Origin of the sequence: Caulobacter sp. KR2-114 (assembly GCF_049446115.1) — a bacterium.
Lineage (GTDB): Bacteria > Pseudomonadota > Alphaproteobacteria > Caulobacterales > Caulobacteraceae > Acaudatibacter.
The window spans coordinates 385543-399436 of the sequence record NZ_JBMSEC010000007.1 but is presented as its reverse complement, the minus strand read 5'-3'; the positions used below and the strand labels follow the sequence as shown (position 1 = coordinate 399436).

Genomic DNA, 13894 nt, shown 5'->3' with positions numbered 1-13894 from the left:
CCCCCCTTGGGGGAGGGGGACCCCCGAAGGGGGTGGAGGGGGCTCCCGCGGAGATCAGTCGGCCAGGTGGTGGGCGTCGTTCAGGCTGACCAGGTTCTTCTGGCCGGAGCGGGCGCACATGAAACGGTGGACCGAGGTGTAGACCGGCTCGAAGAACAGGCGGGGGGCCATGCCCAGCACGTGGGCGGTCCAGACGTTGATCACCCCGCCGTGGCAGAACACCGCCACCCGCCGGCCCGGGTTGGCCTCGACGATGCCTTCCAGCGCCTTCACCACGGCGGCCTGGAAGCCGACGATGTCGACCTCGTGCTGGCCCTGGGCGAAGGCCAGCCAGGCGGCGTAGTCCTCGCGCTTGAGCTCTTCCATCGGCGTATAGGCGCCCGAGCCGCGGTCGAACTCGGCGATGTCCTCATGGGTGTTGACCGCCAGGCCGGCCGCTTGCGCGAACGGTTCGGCGGTCTGGATCGCCCGGCGCATGGTCGAGGCCCAGACCTCGTCCACCCCCTGCCCGGCCAGCCGGCGCGCGACCCGGCGCGCCTGGTCGTGGCCGATGTCGGACAGCTCGGGATCGGCGGTCTCGGCGCTGCGCACCGGCAGGCCGTGGCGGATGAGGATCAGTTCCATGCGCGCCGCTGTGCCAGCCGCGCGCCGGGGAAGGCAAGAGGGCGGCGATCAGGGGCCTGAAGCGCGATCAGGCCGCCGAGGCGGACCAGCGCGCGGTCTCGTCGACCATCTCGTGGTCGTCCAGGGCCATGTCGTCCCAGTCGAGGTCCGGCGGCGGGCGGGTCGCGGCGGCGATCACCGCCTGGACCTCGGACGCCGTGGCGGCGCCGACGATGACGCTGTCGGCCTCCGGTCGCGACAGGGCGAAGCCCAGGGCGGCCTGCAGCGGGTCGGAGCGGCCCTCGGCGATCATCCGGCGCGCCCGCGACAGGCGGGCGGCGGCGGCCTTGTACTGGCTGGGCACCCGGTCGGGCGGCAGGAACAGGAGGCCGTTGAGGAACACCGAGCGCAGGTGCACCTCGACGCCCAGGGCCTTCACCGCCGCCAGGCTGCCGTCCACCAGCAGGCGCTGGTCGAGCAGCGACACCGGGGCCTGGATCAGGTCCGGGCGGAAGCGGCGGGCCAGGCCGGCGGGATCGTCCGAGGCGTAGGCCGAGATGCCGACCTTGTTGAACAGGCCCGCGTCGCGCATGGCGAACAGGCGCTCCCACATGGCCATGCCGTAGGGCGAGAACAGGTCGCCGGCGGACTGCACGACGATGGCGTCGGCGCCGGGCACGCCCAGGCGCGCCAGGGTGGCGCGGGCCTCGGCCTCGACGAAGTCCGGGCCGCGGTCGCCGCGGGCGGCCTTGATGGTCATCCGCAGCGACGGGCTGCGCGGCAGCACGCGGCCGAGAATCTGCTCGGCGTGCGGCGAGGCGGCGCCGGCGTCCAGCACGCTGACGCCCGAGCGGGCGGCGATCGACAGGATGTCGCGAACTTCAAGCTCGGGCGGGCGGCCGCGGCCGACGGCGGCGCCGTCGAGGCCGAACTGGGCCGTACCCAGACCAAGCTTGGAAACCAGAGGATGCATCAGGCGTGGACGTGTCCCAACCGGCGCGCGTTTCCGCGACTCGTCCCTCCGTCCTACAGGCAAGATGCTAAAGAACCCGTATCCAGGACATTGCCGAGCGGTTAATCCGCGCCAATATCGAGCCCATGTCCGAACCCGCCGACACGCCGCCGCCGCCGACCGTTTCGGCCGCCATCGAACCCCTGCCGGAATGGCCGCTGTTCGGCTTCGCCGACGATGCGCGCCCGGCGCTGCGGGCGGCGCTGGAGGCGGGCAGGCCCGCCGCCCTGGCCACCATCGTCGACCTGGGCGAGGGTGGGCCGCGTCCGATCGGCACGCAGATGGTGCTGGCCGAAGGGGTGGTCTCGGGCTTCCTGTCCGGCGGCTGCCTGGAAAGCGACGTCGCCGGCCATGCCCGCGCCTGCCTGGCCGACGGCCAGCCGCGCCGGCTGGTGTACGGCGAGGGCAGCCCCTGGCCGGACATCCGCCTGCTGTGCGGCGCCCGCATCGAGATCCTGCTGGAGCGCATCGCCCCCGACGATCCGGCGGCCCTGACGCTGCTGGCGCTGGAGCGCGCGCGGATCCCGGCGCGCTGGCTGTCCGACGGCCTGCGCCGCGCCTGCGGCCCGGCCGACGACGCCCCGGCGCCCTGGCAGGGCGCGTTCAGCCGCGTGTACGAACCGCCGCTGCGGCTGATCGTGCTGGGCTCGGACCCCACCGCCCTGGCGATCGCCACCCTGGGCGGGCAGATGGGCTGCGAGACCACCCTGGTGCGGCCCAAGGGTCCCGGCGCGCCGCCGGCCCTGCCCGGCTTCGCCTACAGCCGCGACGAGCCGGCGCAGGCCATGGCCGCGATTGGCCTGGACGCCTTCACCGCCGTGGCGGTCGCCACCCACGAGGCGGAGCTGGACCATGCCGCCCTGGCCGCGGCCCTGCCGTCGAAGGCCTTCTACGTCGGCGCCCTTGGCGCGCGGCGGCGGGTGGGCGAGCGCAAGGCCGCGCTGCTGGCGGCCGGGGTGTCCGACGGCGACGTGGCCAGGCTGCACGCGCCGATCGGCCTGGACCTTGGCGGCAAGGCGCCCTGGGAGGTGGCCGTCGCCGTGCTCGGCGAGATCACCGCGATCCGCTACGCCCGCGACAGGATCAGCATGTCCACCGGCTCGCCCGCCGCGACGGCTGAGGCTCCGACCGGCCGGCGCAGCAGGGCGTCGGCCTCGGCGAACACGGTGACCAGCGACGAGTCCTGATCGCGGAACGGGGTGGCGACCACCGCCCCGTCCTCGGCCCACGACAGCTTCGCCCGCATCCAGTGCTCGCGCGGCCCGTTGGCGGCCAGCGCCGCGGCCGACCGCGCGCGGACGATGCGGGTGGCCGGATCGGCGCCCTGCATGGCCAGCACCAGCGGCCGCAGGAACAGCTGGGCGCAGACCATGGCCGAGGCCGGGTTGCCCGGCAGGCCCAGCACCCGGCGCCCATCGGCCAGGGTTCCGAACCAGGTCGGCTTGCCCGGCCGCACGGCGATGCTCTCCACCGCCATCGTCAGGCCCAGGCGCCCCAGCGCCGGCTTGACCAGGTCGTGGTCGCCCACCGAGGCGCCGCCCAGGGTGACCACCAGGTCGCCGCCGGCCGCGGCGACGGGATCGGCGATGGCCGCCTCGTCGTCGCCCACCGAGGCCAGGGCCACCGGCTCGGCGCCCCACGAGCGCAGCAGGGCCGCCAGGGCGGTGGTCCCGGAGTTGTAGATCTGGAACGGGCCGGGCGCGCCGCCGGGCTCGACCACCTCCTCGCCGGTGGACAGCACAACCACCCGCGGCCGGCGGGCGACGGTCAGCCGCGCGCGCCCGGCCGAGGCGGCCAGGGTCAGGCGCCAGGGGTCCAGCCGCACGCCGGCCGGCAGCAGGCCGGTCCCGGCCGCAAAGTCCCCGCCCTCGGGGCGGATGTAGCTGGAGCCGGCCGCCGCCGGCACGGTCACGTGCGCGCCGTCCCGCCGGGCGTCCTCCTGGATGACGATCCAGTCGGCGCCGTCCGGAACCGCCGCCCCGGTGAAGATGCGCACCGCCTGGCCGGCGGCCAGGGTTCCGGTCCAGGCGTGGCCCGCGGCGCTCTCGCCGACGATCTCCAGCGTCCCCGGGCAGTCGGCCGCGCGCACCGCCCAGCCATCCATGGCCGAAGCCGCGAACGGCGGCTGGCTGCGGCCGGCCACAACCGGCTCGGCCAGGGTCCGGCCGAGCGCATCCTCCAGCGCCACGTCCTCACCGGGCATGCGCGCGGCGGCGGCCAGCATGCGCGCCCGGGCGTCCTCGACGGGCAGCAGCTTCATGCCGCCCGCCAGTCGCCGGAGGCGCCGCCGGACTTCTCCAGCAGCCGCACGCCCTCGATCGCCATGCCGCGCTCGGCCGCCTTGAGCATGTCGTAGATCGTCAGGCAGGCGACGGAGACCGCGGTCAGCGCCTCCATCTCCACGCCCGTGGGACCGGTGGTCTTGACCTGGGCGGTGACCGCCAGGCCGCCCTCGGCGGCCTCGACGCTGACCGTCACCTTGGACAGGGCCAGCGGATGGCACAGCGGGATCAGGTCCGACGTCCGCTTGGCCGCCATCACCCCGGCCAGCTCGGCCACCGCCAGCACGTCGCCCTTGCGGCCCTGGCCGCTGAGCGCCAGCTGCAGGGTCTGCGGCGTCATGCGCACGAAGCCGGTGGCCCGCGCCTCGCGCGCGGTGGCCGCCTTGCCGGAGACGTCCACCATCCGCGCCCGGCCCTCGGCGTCCAGGTGGGTGAGCTTGGGCGCGCCGCTCATCGCTCCATCAGCCTCGGCATCAGTTCGACCATGTTGCAGGGGCCGTGGCGGCTGTCGAGCTGGGCGGCGATCACCTTGTCCCAGCCGTCCTTCACCGCCCCGTTCGAGCCGGGCAGGCAGAAGATGAACACCCCGTCGATGATCCCCGCCAGCGCCCGCGACTGCAGGGTGGACAGGCCCACCGACTGGTAGCTGACCAGGTGGAAGATCACCGAGAAGCCGTCGATCTTCTTGTCCAGCAGCGGCTCGACCGCCTCGGGGGTGACGTCGCGGCCGGTGATGCCGGTGCCGCCGGTGGTGACGATGGCGTCCACTTCGCCGGAGGTGGTCCAGGCCTTCACCTGGCTGCGGATCGCGGCCACCTCGTCACGCACGATGCGCCGGGCGGTCAGCACGTGGCCCGCGCCGGTGATGCGGTCGGCCAGCACCTGGCCGGAGGTGTCGCTGGCCTCGTCGCGGGTGTCGGAGACGGTCAGCACCGCGATCCGCACCGGGGTGAACGGCCGATCGGGATTGATCTTCCCGCCAGGGGCCAGGGTCACGTTGGCGCTCATGTCATGCTGCTCCAGCTCAGTCCCAGCGCGCGGCGTCGGCCAGGTCGCGGGCGGTGGGCTCGACCCAGCGCTCCCCATCCGGGCCGTGCTCCTTCTTCCAGAAGGGCGCGCGGGATTTCAGATAGTCCATCAGGTGGTCGCAGGCCTCGAAGGCCGCGCGCCGGTGCGCCGAGGCGGCGGCGACGAACACGATCGCCTCCCCCGGCGCGATGCGCCCGACCCGGTGCAGGATGGCGAAGTCCTGCAGGCCGAAGCGGCTGACCGCGGCGTCGGCGATCTCGCCGATCTGCGCCTCGGTGAAGCCGGGATAGGCTTCCAGCTCCAGGGCGGCCGCCTGGCCCTGTTCGCCGCGGGCGATGCCGACGAAGCTGGCCACCGCGCCGGTCTCGCGCCGCCCGGCGCAGAAGCGCGACAGCTCCGCCCCCGGATCGAAGGCCTGGTCGGTGAGCCGGATCACCGGCTCAGCCCCCGCTCATCGGCGGCAGGAAGGCCACTTCCGCAGCGCCCTCCAGGGCCGCGTCGCCGCGCACCAGCACCTTGTCCACCGCCGCGCGCACGCCCGGCCCGTCCAGCGCCTCGCCCAGCGCCCGGTCGGCCTCGGCGATCAGCGCCTTCAGCGCCGAGAGCCGCGGCGGCGTAGGCTCGAACGCCCGCTCGCGCCAGCCGGCCAGGTCGCTGAGGCGGCCGAACAGCAGCACCGTCGCCACCGCTCAGCCCCCGGTCGTCGACATGTGCCGCGTCACCGACGGGGCGGCGCCGCGATCGATGTGGAAGTCGTGGCCCTGGGGCTTGGCGTCCACCGCCAGGCGGATCGCCGCCACCAGCTCGGCGTCGCTGGCGCCGCTGCGCAGCACCGCGCGCAGGTCGCTGGCGTCCTCGCGCCCCAGGCAGGTGTGCAGGGTGCCGGTGCAGGTCAGCCGCACGCGATTGCAGGCCTCGCAGAAATTGTGCGTCAGCGGGGTGATGAAGCCCAGCCGGCCGCCGGTCTCGGCCACCCGCACATAGCGCGCCGGACCGCCGGTGTTCAGCGGCAGGTCGGTGAGGGTCCAGAAACTGGCCAGCTCGGCGCGCACCGCCTCCAGCGACAGGAACTGGTCGGTGCGGTCCTCGTCGATCTCGCCCATCGGCATGGTCTCGATCAGGGTCATGTCCAGGCCCCGGCCGTGCGCCCACTGGATCAGCGCCGGCAGCTCGGCGGCGTTGTCGTGCGACAGGGCCACGGCGTTGATCTTCACCGCCAGGCCTGCCGCCTGGGCCGCGTCGATGCCGGCCAGCACCTGGGCCAGGTCGCCGCCGCGGGTCAGGCGGGCGAAGCGGTCCGGATCGAGGGTGTCGAGGGAGACGTTGATCCGCCTGACGCCGTGCGCCGCCAGCTGCGCGGCGAACTCGGCCAGCCGCGTGCCGTTGGTGGTCAGGGTCAGCTCGTCCAGGGCGCCCGACTTCAGGTGCCGCGACAGCGCCTCGACCAGGTTCATCAGCCCCTTGCGCACCAGCGGCTCGCCGCCGGTCAGCCGCAGCTTGCGCACGCCCAGGCCGACGAAGGCGGAGGCGATGCGGTCCAGCTCCTCCAGCGTCAGCACCTGCGCCTTGGGCAGGAAGCGCATATGCTCGGACATGCAATAGACGCAGCGCAGGTCGCAGCGGTCGGTGACCGACACGCGCAGATAGGTGACGTGGCGGCCGAAGCCGTCGATCAGGCCCTGGCCGTCTGCGGGCCGGGCCCGTCGTGCTTGCGGCGGGGCGAGGTCATAGGGCGTCATGCCCGCGCAACATAGGGGCGAAAGGGCGATGGCGACAGGGGGCGACACTAAAGCTGGGGCCGAAGGCGGGGGCGAAGGTGGGGGCGATCCGGCCGGTCGGCTGGAGGCGGTGGTGCTGGCCGGCGGCTTCGGCGCGCGCTTCGGCGGCGGCAAGCTGAGCGCGGCCTGGCGCGGCGGCGCGCTGATCGACGGGGCCCTGGCGGCGGCCTTCGCCGCGCCGGCGCGCGCCGTCACCGTGGTCACGGGCGCCGATCCGGCGGTCGCCGACGCGGCCCGCGCCGTCGCGGCGGCCCGGGGCGAGGCCCGGCGGCTGCGTCTGGTCCACGCCGCGGACCACGCCGAGGGCATGGCCGCGACCCTGCGCGCCGGCATCGCCGCCCTGCCGGCCGATGCGGCGGGGGCCTTCGTCTTCCTGGGCGACATGCCGCGCATCCCCGCGGCCGTGCTGCCGGCGCTGGCCGCCGCCGTGACCGCCGGCGCCCCGGCCGCCGCCCCGACCTGGGCCGGCCAGCGGGGACATCCGGTGCTGTTCGCCGCCGCCCTGTTCCCCGGCCTTCTGGCGCTCACCGGCGACGAGGGCGCCCGCACCGTCCTGCGCGCCCTGGGCCCAGCCCTCGCCCTGGTCGAGGCCCCCGACGACGGCGTACTGTTCGACGTCGACACCCCGGGGCAGCTGGCGGGCGGCTGACCTCCGGTCGCCGCTCCCCCTTCCTTCTGTCATCCCGGAGAGGCGCGCCAGCGCCTTGTCCGGGACCGCCGGAAGCGCTGGTGAATGAAGCCGTTGCCGCGCGTCGGCGCCTGCCGCGGTCCCGGATATCCGCTGCGCGGATTCCGGGATGACAGCATAGAGAAGACGGGAAGGCTTGCGCCTGTCTCCTAGCTCTTCACGAACGGCAGGCTGGTGGTCGGCTTGCCGGTGAGGGCCAACAGGGCGTTGGCGACCGCGGGGGCGATCACCGGGGTGCCGGGCTCGCCGATGCCGGTAGGCTTGTTGGCCGAAGGGACGATATGCGTCTCCACGGTCGGCGCCTCGTTCATCCGCAGCACCCTGTAGGCGTCGAAGTTCTTCTGCTCCACCACCCCGTCCTTCAGGGTGATCTGGCCGAAGAGCGCCGCCGACAGGCCGTAGCAGACCCCGCCCTCCATCTGCGCCGCGATCTGGTCCGGCGAGATCGCCACGCCGCAGTCCACCGCGCAGACCACCCGGCCGACCTTCGGCGTTCCGCCGTCCAGCTTCACCTCGGCCACCTGCGCCACCACCGAGCCGAAGCTCTCGTGCACCGCCACCCCCTGGGTCCAGCCGTCGGTCGGCTTGCCGGCCTTCTCCACCGCCAGGTTCAGCGCCGCCAGGTGCCGGTTGGCGCCGGCCTTGACGTAGAGCGCGCGCCGGTAGGCCACCGGATCCTGGCCGGCCTTGCGGGCCAGCTGGTCGATGGTGTGTTCCATGACGAAGGCGGTGTGCGTCGCCCCCACCGAGCGCCACCACAGCACCGGCACCCCGGCCGGCGGCAGCGAGACCTGGCCGTCGACGATCGGCGTCGCCTTCAGGTAGGGCGACTCCGCCGCCCCCTCGACCGCCGTCTGGTCCGGCCCCTTGCCGGCCGGGATCGGCGAGCCCTTCATGATCGACTGGGTGACGATGCGATGGCGCCAGTGGGCCGGGAAACCGTCGGCGCCCAGGGCCACCTTCAGCGCGTGATGGGTCATCGGCCGGTAGTAGCCGGCCGTCATGTCGTCCTCGCGGGTCCACACCAGCTTCACCGGCCGGCCGTCGCCCACATGCTTGGCGATATGCACGCACTCGGACACGTAGTCGGACTGGAAGTTGGCCCGCCGGCCGAACGAGCCGCCGGCGAACAGGGTCTCGATCTCCACCGACCCCGGCAGGGCGCCGACGATCTTGCCGGTGTTGAGCTGGTCCACGGTGGGGATCTGCGAGCCGAAGGTCAGCCGGTGCTTGCCGCCGCCGATCTCGGCGACGCAGTTCATCGGCTCCATGGTGGCGTGCGCCAGGTACGGGAAGTCGTACAGCGCCTCGACCACCGTCCCGCCCATCGCCGCGTTGGCGTCGCCCGCGGCCTTGAACGGCTGCCACTTGGCCTCGCCGTCCACCGCCTGCGTCCCCGCGGCGATGGCGTGGTAGCCGGCCAGGATCTGGTCGCTGGAGCGCTTTTCGGCCTTGTCGTCGTCCCAGGTCACCTTCAGGGCGTCGCGGCCCTGGCGCGCGGCCCAGGTGGAGCTGGCGACCACCGCCACGCCCGACGGGATCTGGAACACGTCCACCACGCCGGGCGTCGCGCGCGCGGCCTTGTCGTCGACGCTCTTCACCTTGCCGCCGAAGCGCGGACTGTGCGCCACCATCGCCGTCAGCATGTTGGGCAGGTGGACGTCCTGGGTGAAGCGCGCGGTCCCGGTGGACTTGGCGTGGGAGTCCTTGCGCCGCACCCGGTCGGTGCCGATCAGGGTGAAACGGCTGGGGTCCTTCAGCACCGGCTTTTCCGGCGGCTTGACCTTGGCTGCATCGGCCAGCAGCTCGGCGAACGACGCCGACTTGCCGGAGGGGTGGCCGACCACGCCGTCCTTCACCGTCACCTCGCCGGCGGGCACGGACCAGCGGCCGGCCGCCGCCTGGACGAACATCGCCCGCGCCGCGGCCCCGGCCTGGCGCAGCTGCAGCCAGCTATTGGAGATGGCCGACGAGCCGCCTGTGCCCTGCACCCCCATGCCGAGGTTCTGATAGACCTTGGCGTTGGCGGCGGCCTGTTCGACCTTCACCTTGTCCCAGTCGGCGTCCAGTTCCTCGGCGACCATGGCCGACAGGCCCGCGTGGTTGCCCTGGCCGAACTCGATATGCTTGGAGATCACCGTGACGGTTCCGTCCTGGGCGATCTTGATGAAGGGGCCGAAGGCGCCGAAGTCGGTCTTGGCGCCGATCGACAGCAGGCCGGCCGGCGAGCAGCCGACCAGCAGGGCGCCGCCGGCGGTGGCGGCCGTGACCACGAGCACCTCGCGGCGCGAGGGGACGAAACCCTTGGCGGGAGCGTTCATGAGCCGGTCTTTCCTTAGGCCGCGGTGGCCGCGGCGGGCTGCGCCGCGCCGCCCGTGGCCGCGTCCTTGATCGCCGCGCGGATGCGCTGGTAGGTGCCGCAGCGGCAGATGTTGCCGCTCATCGCCTCGTCGATGTCGGCGTCGCTGGGATGCGGCTTCTGCGCCAGCAGCGCCGCGGCGGACATGATCTGGCCGGACTGGCAGTAGCCGCACTGCGGCACGTCGTGCTTGACCCACGCCGCCTGCAGCGGGTGCGTCCCGCCCAGGCCCTCGATGGTGGTGATCTTGCCGGCGCCCACCGCGGCGATCGGCGTCTGGCACGCGCGGATCGCCTGGCCGTCCAGATGCACGGTGCACGCCCCGCACTGGGCGATGCCGCAGCCGTACTTGGTGCCGGTCATCTGCAGCTCGTCGCGCAGCACCCACAGCAGCGGGGTGTCCGGCGCGGCGGTCACGCTCACCGCGTGGCCGTTGATGTTGAGCGTGGTCGCCATGCTGTCCCTCCCGACGCAGTAACTGAACGATGTTAAGACGCATTCGCCGGGCCGTACAGCCCGCCCGTCGCCACACTGGCCGCATCAGGCTAGAAACCCTGCATGCACAGCCTGCCCGATCGCCGAGCGTCCTGACGTGGAGGCCTTTCCCGCCTTCTTCCCCCTGGCCGGCCGCCGGGTGGTGATCGCCGGCGCCGGCGAGGCGGCCGAGGCCAAGCTGCGGCTGTTCGAGGGCTCGCCGGCGCAGATCGTGCGCCTGGAGGGCGAGGCCGCCGCCGATCCCGCCGCCTACGCCGGCGCCGCCCTGGCGTTCGTGGCGATCGCCGAGGATGCGCCCCGCCGGGCCGCCGCCGCCGCCGCCCGCGCCGCGCACGTGCCGCTGAACGTGGTCGATCATCCCGAGCTCTGCGACTTCCACACCCCGGCGGTGATCGACCGGGGCCAGGTGGTCGCCGCCATCGGCACCGGCGGCGCGGCGCCGCTGCTGGCCTCGCTGATCCGCGCCGACGTCGAGGCGCGGGTGCCCGCCGGCGCCGGGCGGCTGGCCGCCCTGCTGCAGCGGCGCCAGGACGCCGTGCGCGAGGCCTTCCCCGATCTTGTCCAGCGGCGGGCCTTCCTGCGGCGCGCGATCGCCGGCCCCGCCGCCGAGGCCGCCCTGCGCGGCGACATGGCCGAGGCCGAGGCGCGGCTCGACGGCGCCATCGCCGAGGGCGCCGCGGGCCTTGGCGGGGTCAGCGTCGTGCTGGGCGCACGGACGCCCGAGCTGATCTCGCTGCGCGCCGCGCGCGTGCTGGCCGAGGCCGACGTGGTGGGCGGCGACGAGGCGCTGCTGGCGCGCCATGCCCGCCGCGACGCCGGCCGCGTCGATCCTGCCGATCACGCCGCCATCGCCGCGCGCGCCGCCGAAGGCCAGGCCGTGGCCCTGGCGCTGGAGGCGACCGATCCCGCGCTGACGGAGGTCCTGGCCCGCGCCGGCCTGGGGCTCGCGGTCCTGCAGCCGGCGCCGGGCGACGCATGAGGCTGAGCGCCGACGATCTGCAGGCCCTGGCGCTGTCCCTGCGGGTGGCCGTCACGGCGACGGCGGCCGGCCTGCCCGTCGCCATCCTCACCGCCCTGGCCCTGGCCCGCGGCCGCTTCTGGGGGCGCAGCCTGCTGGACGCCGCCACCCACCTGCCGCTGGTGCTGCCGCCCGTGGCCACCGGCTACGGCCTGCTGCTGCTGCTGGGCCACCAGGGCTGGATCGGCCGCTGGCTGGAGCCGCTGGGGGTGGTGTTCGCCTTCCGCTGGACCGGGGCGGCGCTGGCGGCGGCGGTGATGGCCTTTCCGCTGATGGTGCGGCCGATCCGGCTCTCCATCGAGGCCATCGAGCGCGAGGTGGACGAGGCCGGCCGCACCCTGGGGGCCGGTCCGGTCACCCGCTTCCTGCGCCTGACCCTGCCGCTGGCCGCGCCGGGGGTGGCCGCCGGCGCGGTGATGGGCTTCGCCAAGGCCCTGGGCGAGTTCGGCGCCACCATCACCTTCGTCGCCGCCATTCCGGGCGAGACCCTGACCGTCCCGGCGGCGATCTACCAGGCCACCCAGTCGCCCGGCGAGGAAGGCCACGCCATCGTCCTCTGCGCCGTGTCGGCGACCCTGGCGGTGGCGGCGGTGCTGGTGTCCGAGATCGTCAGCCGCCGCATCGCCCGGCGGCGGGGTTAGAGTCCGGCTGGAGCCCCCATCCCGGCCTTCGGCCGTTCCCCCTGAGGGGGAAGAGAGCCAGTGTCGCAACTTCCGTTCTCTTCCCCCATTGGGGGAAGTCCCCGCGAAGCGGGGGATGGGGGCTCCAGCGGAGGACCGACGCTAGTCCAGCACCTTGCCGCTGGTCTCCTTCAGCAGCAGCGGCAGGGTCAGCACCGACAGGACGGTGAAGATCGCCGGGTACCAGAGGCCCGCGTAGATGTTGCCGGTGGCGGTGACGATGGCGAAGGCGCTGAACGGCACGAAGCCGCCCACCCAGCCGGTGCCGACGTGGTACGGCAACGACATCGCCGTGTAGCGCACCCGGGTGGGGAAGGTCTCCACCAGGCAGGCGGCCATCGGCCCGAACAGCGCCGTGCAGGCGATGGTGAACACCGTCAGCACGCCCAGCAGCCCCAGGAAGTTGACCCGCGCGGGATCGGCCTTGGCCGGATAGCCCGCGGCGACCAGCGCCGCCTTGAGTTTCGCCGCCACCGCCGCCTTGGCCGCCTTGAGGTGGGCCGGGTCCTGGCCCTTGGCGTCCACCGAGGGGACGAGGGTCTGGCCGATGCGCACCTGCGCCAGGGCGCCGGCCGGGGCGGCCTCGTTGCGATAGGAGATCCCCGCGTTGGCGAGCGCGCTCTTGGCGATGTCGCAGGCGCTGGAGAAGCTGGCCTTGCCGGTGATGTCGAACTGCAGCGAACAGGTGGCGGGATCGGCCACCACCGTCACCGGCGTGCGCGCCTGGGCCTCGGCCAGGGCCGGGTTCGACAGGCTCTCGAGCATGCGGAAGCCGGGGTAGAGGAACAGCACGAACAGGGTCATGCCGGCCCACATCACCCACTTGCGCCCCACCCGGTCCGACAGGGCGGCGAACAGCACGTACAGCGGCGCGCTGATGATGGTGATCGACACCAGCAGCATCCGGCCGGTGGCCGAGTCCAGCTTCATGAACTGCTCGAGGAACACCTGCTCGGCATAGAAGAACAGGGTGTACCAGGCCGCGCCCTGGGCGCTCATGAACGCCACCAGCACGATCAGCACCAGCTTCAGGTTCGGCCAGCGGCCGAAGGCCTCGGAATAGGGGGCCTTGGTCTCCTCGCCGGCCGCCTTCAGGGCCTTGAAGGCCGGGCTCTCGGTCAGCTTCAGCCGCATCCAGATCGAGATCGCCAGCAGGCCCGCCGACAGCAGGAAGGGCACGCGCCAGCCGCCGGTCCAGGTTGCGGCGGTAAACGCGGTGTCGCCCATCAGCGTCTGGGTCGCCAGGATCGCCGCCAGGGCGCCCACCAGGCCGAACGCGGCCGAGGCCTGCACCCAGCCGGTGTTGCGCCCGCGGCGGTTGCGCGGCGAGTGCTCGGCCACATAGATCGCCGCCCCGCCGTACTCCCCGCCCAGCGCCGTGCCCTGGACGATGCGCAGCAGGATCAGCAGCAGCGGCGAGATCACCCCCGCCTGCTGGTAGGTGGGCAGCAGGCCGATGGCGAAGGTGGCGCCGCCCATCAGGCTGACGGTGACCAGGAAGGCCGCCTTGCGGCCGATGCGGTCGCCCAGGCCGCCGAAGATCAGCGCCCCGACCGGCCGGAAGAAGAAGCCGGCGCCGAACAGCGCCAGGGCCGCCAGCAGACCGGCGGTGGCGTCCAGTCCGGCGAAGAAGTTCTTGCTGATCACCGAGGTCAGCGAGCCGAACACGAAGAAGTCGTACCACTCGAACGCGGTGCCGGCGGCCGAGGCCGCGACCACCGTCCGCATCGAGGTGCGCTTCGTCTCGGTGGCCGGAACGTCCGCCGTCACATCAACCATGAAATCCTCCCGACTGCAGACGCCTTAGCATCGGCCGACGGAACTACGGAAGCGGCGGTGACCGCCGCGCGGCGGGGGCGGAACCCCTCACCTTCCCACGTCCCTTGCGGTCGCAAGGGCCGCGGGCCCCTCCCTCTCCCTCCGGGAGAGGTGGTTTTCGGCGCAGGATCA

14 protein-coding genes and 1 pseudogene are annotated in these 13894 nt (G+C 73.7%); 4 read left to right on the top strand and 11 right to left on the bottom strand.

Annotated elements, in window-relative coordinates:
- Positions 1–54: 54 nt before the first annotated feature.
- Both ACO2Q3_RS23680 and ACO2Q3_RS23675 read right to left on the bottom strand, forming a co-directional pair.
- On the bottom strand, positions 55–624 hold the full coding sequence (locus tag ACO2Q3_RS23680) for a histidine phosphatase family protein (RefSeq protein WP_423311171.1): 570 nt from the start codon (positions 622–624) through the stop codon (positions 55–57).
- A gap of 67 nt (positions 625–691) precedes the next feature.
- Positions 692–1576 (bottom strand): aldo/keto reductase, encoded by an 885-nt coding sequence (locus ACO2Q3_RS23675; RefSeq protein WP_423311169.1) that lies wholly within the window; start codon positions 1574–1576, stop codon positions 692–694.
- A 125-nt stretch (positions 1577–1701) separates the two neighbouring features.
- Here ACO2Q3_RS23675 and ACO2Q3_RS23670 point away from each other — a divergent pair.
- Positions 1702–2703 (top strand): annotated as a pseudogene (locus ACO2Q3_RS23670) (XdhC family protein); the annotation flags it as partial.
- Here ACO2Q3_RS23670 and glp read toward each other — a convergent pair.
- The 6 genes from glp to moaA are packed head-to-tail and all read right to left on the bottom strand — an operon-like array spanning position 2682 to position 6665.
- Positions 2682–3875, bottom strand: a complete 1194-nt coding sequence (glp, locus tag ACO2Q3_RS23665; protein ID WP_423311167.1) for a gephyrin-like molybdotransferase Glp — start codon at positions 3873–3875, stop codon at positions 2682–2684. The pseudogene ACO2Q3_RS23670 and the gene glp sit on opposite strands and share 22 nt — an antisense overlap.
- Entirely contained in the window at positions 3872–4351 is a 480-nt protein-coding gene (gene moaC, locus ACO2Q3_RS23660; RefSeq protein WP_423311165.1) for a cyclic pyranopterin monophosphate synthase MoaC, read from the bottom strand. The genes glp and moaC overlap by 4 nt, the downstream gene beginning before the upstream one ends.
- Positions 4348–4905 carry a molybdenum cofactor biosynthesis protein B gene (moaB, locus tag ACO2Q3_RS23655; RefSeq protein WP_423311163.1) on the bottom strand — a complete coding sequence of 186 codons (558 nt, stop codon included), beginning with the start codon at positions 4903–4905 and terminating at the stop codon, positions 4348–4350. Before moaB ends, moaC begins: the two co-directional genes overlap by 4 nt.
- Before the next feature lie 16 nt (positions 4906–4921).
- Positions 4922–5362, bottom strand: a complete 441-nt coding sequence (locus ACO2Q3_RS23650) for a molybdenum cofactor biosynthesis protein MoaE (protein ID WP_423311161.1) — start codon at positions 5360–5362, stop codon at positions 4922–4924.
- Positions 5363–5366: 4 nt separating this feature from the next.
- Entirely contained in the window at positions 5367–5612 is a 246-nt protein-coding gene (locus ACO2Q3_RS23645; RefSeq protein ID WP_423311159.1) for a MoaD/ThiS family protein, read from the bottom strand.
- Between the two features lie 3 nt (positions 5613–5615).
- Complete coding sequence (gene moaA / locus ACO2Q3_RS23640; protein WP_423311157.1) at positions 5616–6665, bottom strand: GTP 3',8-cyclase MoaA; 1050 nt, start codon at positions 6663–6665, stop codon at positions 5616–5618.
- A gap of 28 nt (positions 6666–6693) precedes the next feature.
- Here moaA and ACO2Q3_RS23635 point away from each other — a divergent pair, with 28 nt between their 5' ends.
- Positions 6694–7353 carry a nucleotidyltransferase family protein gene (locus tag ACO2Q3_RS23635; RefSeq protein WP_423311155.1) on the top strand — a complete coding sequence of 220 codons (660 nt, stop codon included), beginning with the start codon at positions 6694–6696 and terminating at the stop codon, positions 7351–7353.
- Between the two features lie 188 nt (positions 7354–7541).
- Here ACO2Q3_RS23635 and ACO2Q3_RS23630 read toward each other — a convergent pair whose 3' ends face one another.
- Both ACO2Q3_RS23630 and ACO2Q3_RS23625 read right to left on the bottom strand, forming a co-directional pair.
- Positions 7542–9713, bottom strand: coding sequence for a molybdopterin cofactor-binding domain-containing protein (locus tag ACO2Q3_RS23630; RefSeq protein WP_423311153.1), 2172 nt, complete (start codon positions 9711–9713; stop codon positions 7542–7544).
- Between the two features lie 14 nt (positions 9714–9727).
- Positions 9728–10207: a (2Fe-2S)-binding protein gene (locus ACO2Q3_RS23625; protein ID WP_423311151.1), complete on the bottom strand. Its 480-nt coding sequence runs from the start codon at positions 10205–10207 to the stop codon at positions 9728–9730.
- Between the two features lie 136 nt (positions 10208–10343).
- Between ACO2Q3_RS23625 and ACO2Q3_RS23620 the strand changes: the two genes are divergently transcribed.
- Entirely contained in the window at positions 10344–11225 is an 882-nt protein-coding gene (locus ACO2Q3_RS23620) for an NAD(P)-dependent oxidoreductase (protein WP_423311149.1), read from the top strand.
- Positions 11222–11905: a molybdate ABC transporter permease subunit gene (gene modB, locus ACO2Q3_RS23615; protein ID WP_423311147.1), complete on the top strand. Its 684-nt coding sequence runs from the start codon at positions 11222–11224 to the stop codon at positions 11903–11905. The genes ACO2Q3_RS23620 and modB overlap by 4 nt, the downstream gene beginning before the upstream one ends.
- A gap of 141 nt (positions 11906–12046) precedes the next feature.
- On the opposite strand, the gene ACO2Q3_RS23610 is transcribed toward modB, so the two are convergent.
- Entirely contained in the window at positions 12047–13723 is a 1677-nt protein-coding gene (locus ACO2Q3_RS23610; protein WP_423311145.1) for an MFS transporter, read from the bottom strand.
- Positions 13724–13894: the final 171 nt, after the last annotated feature.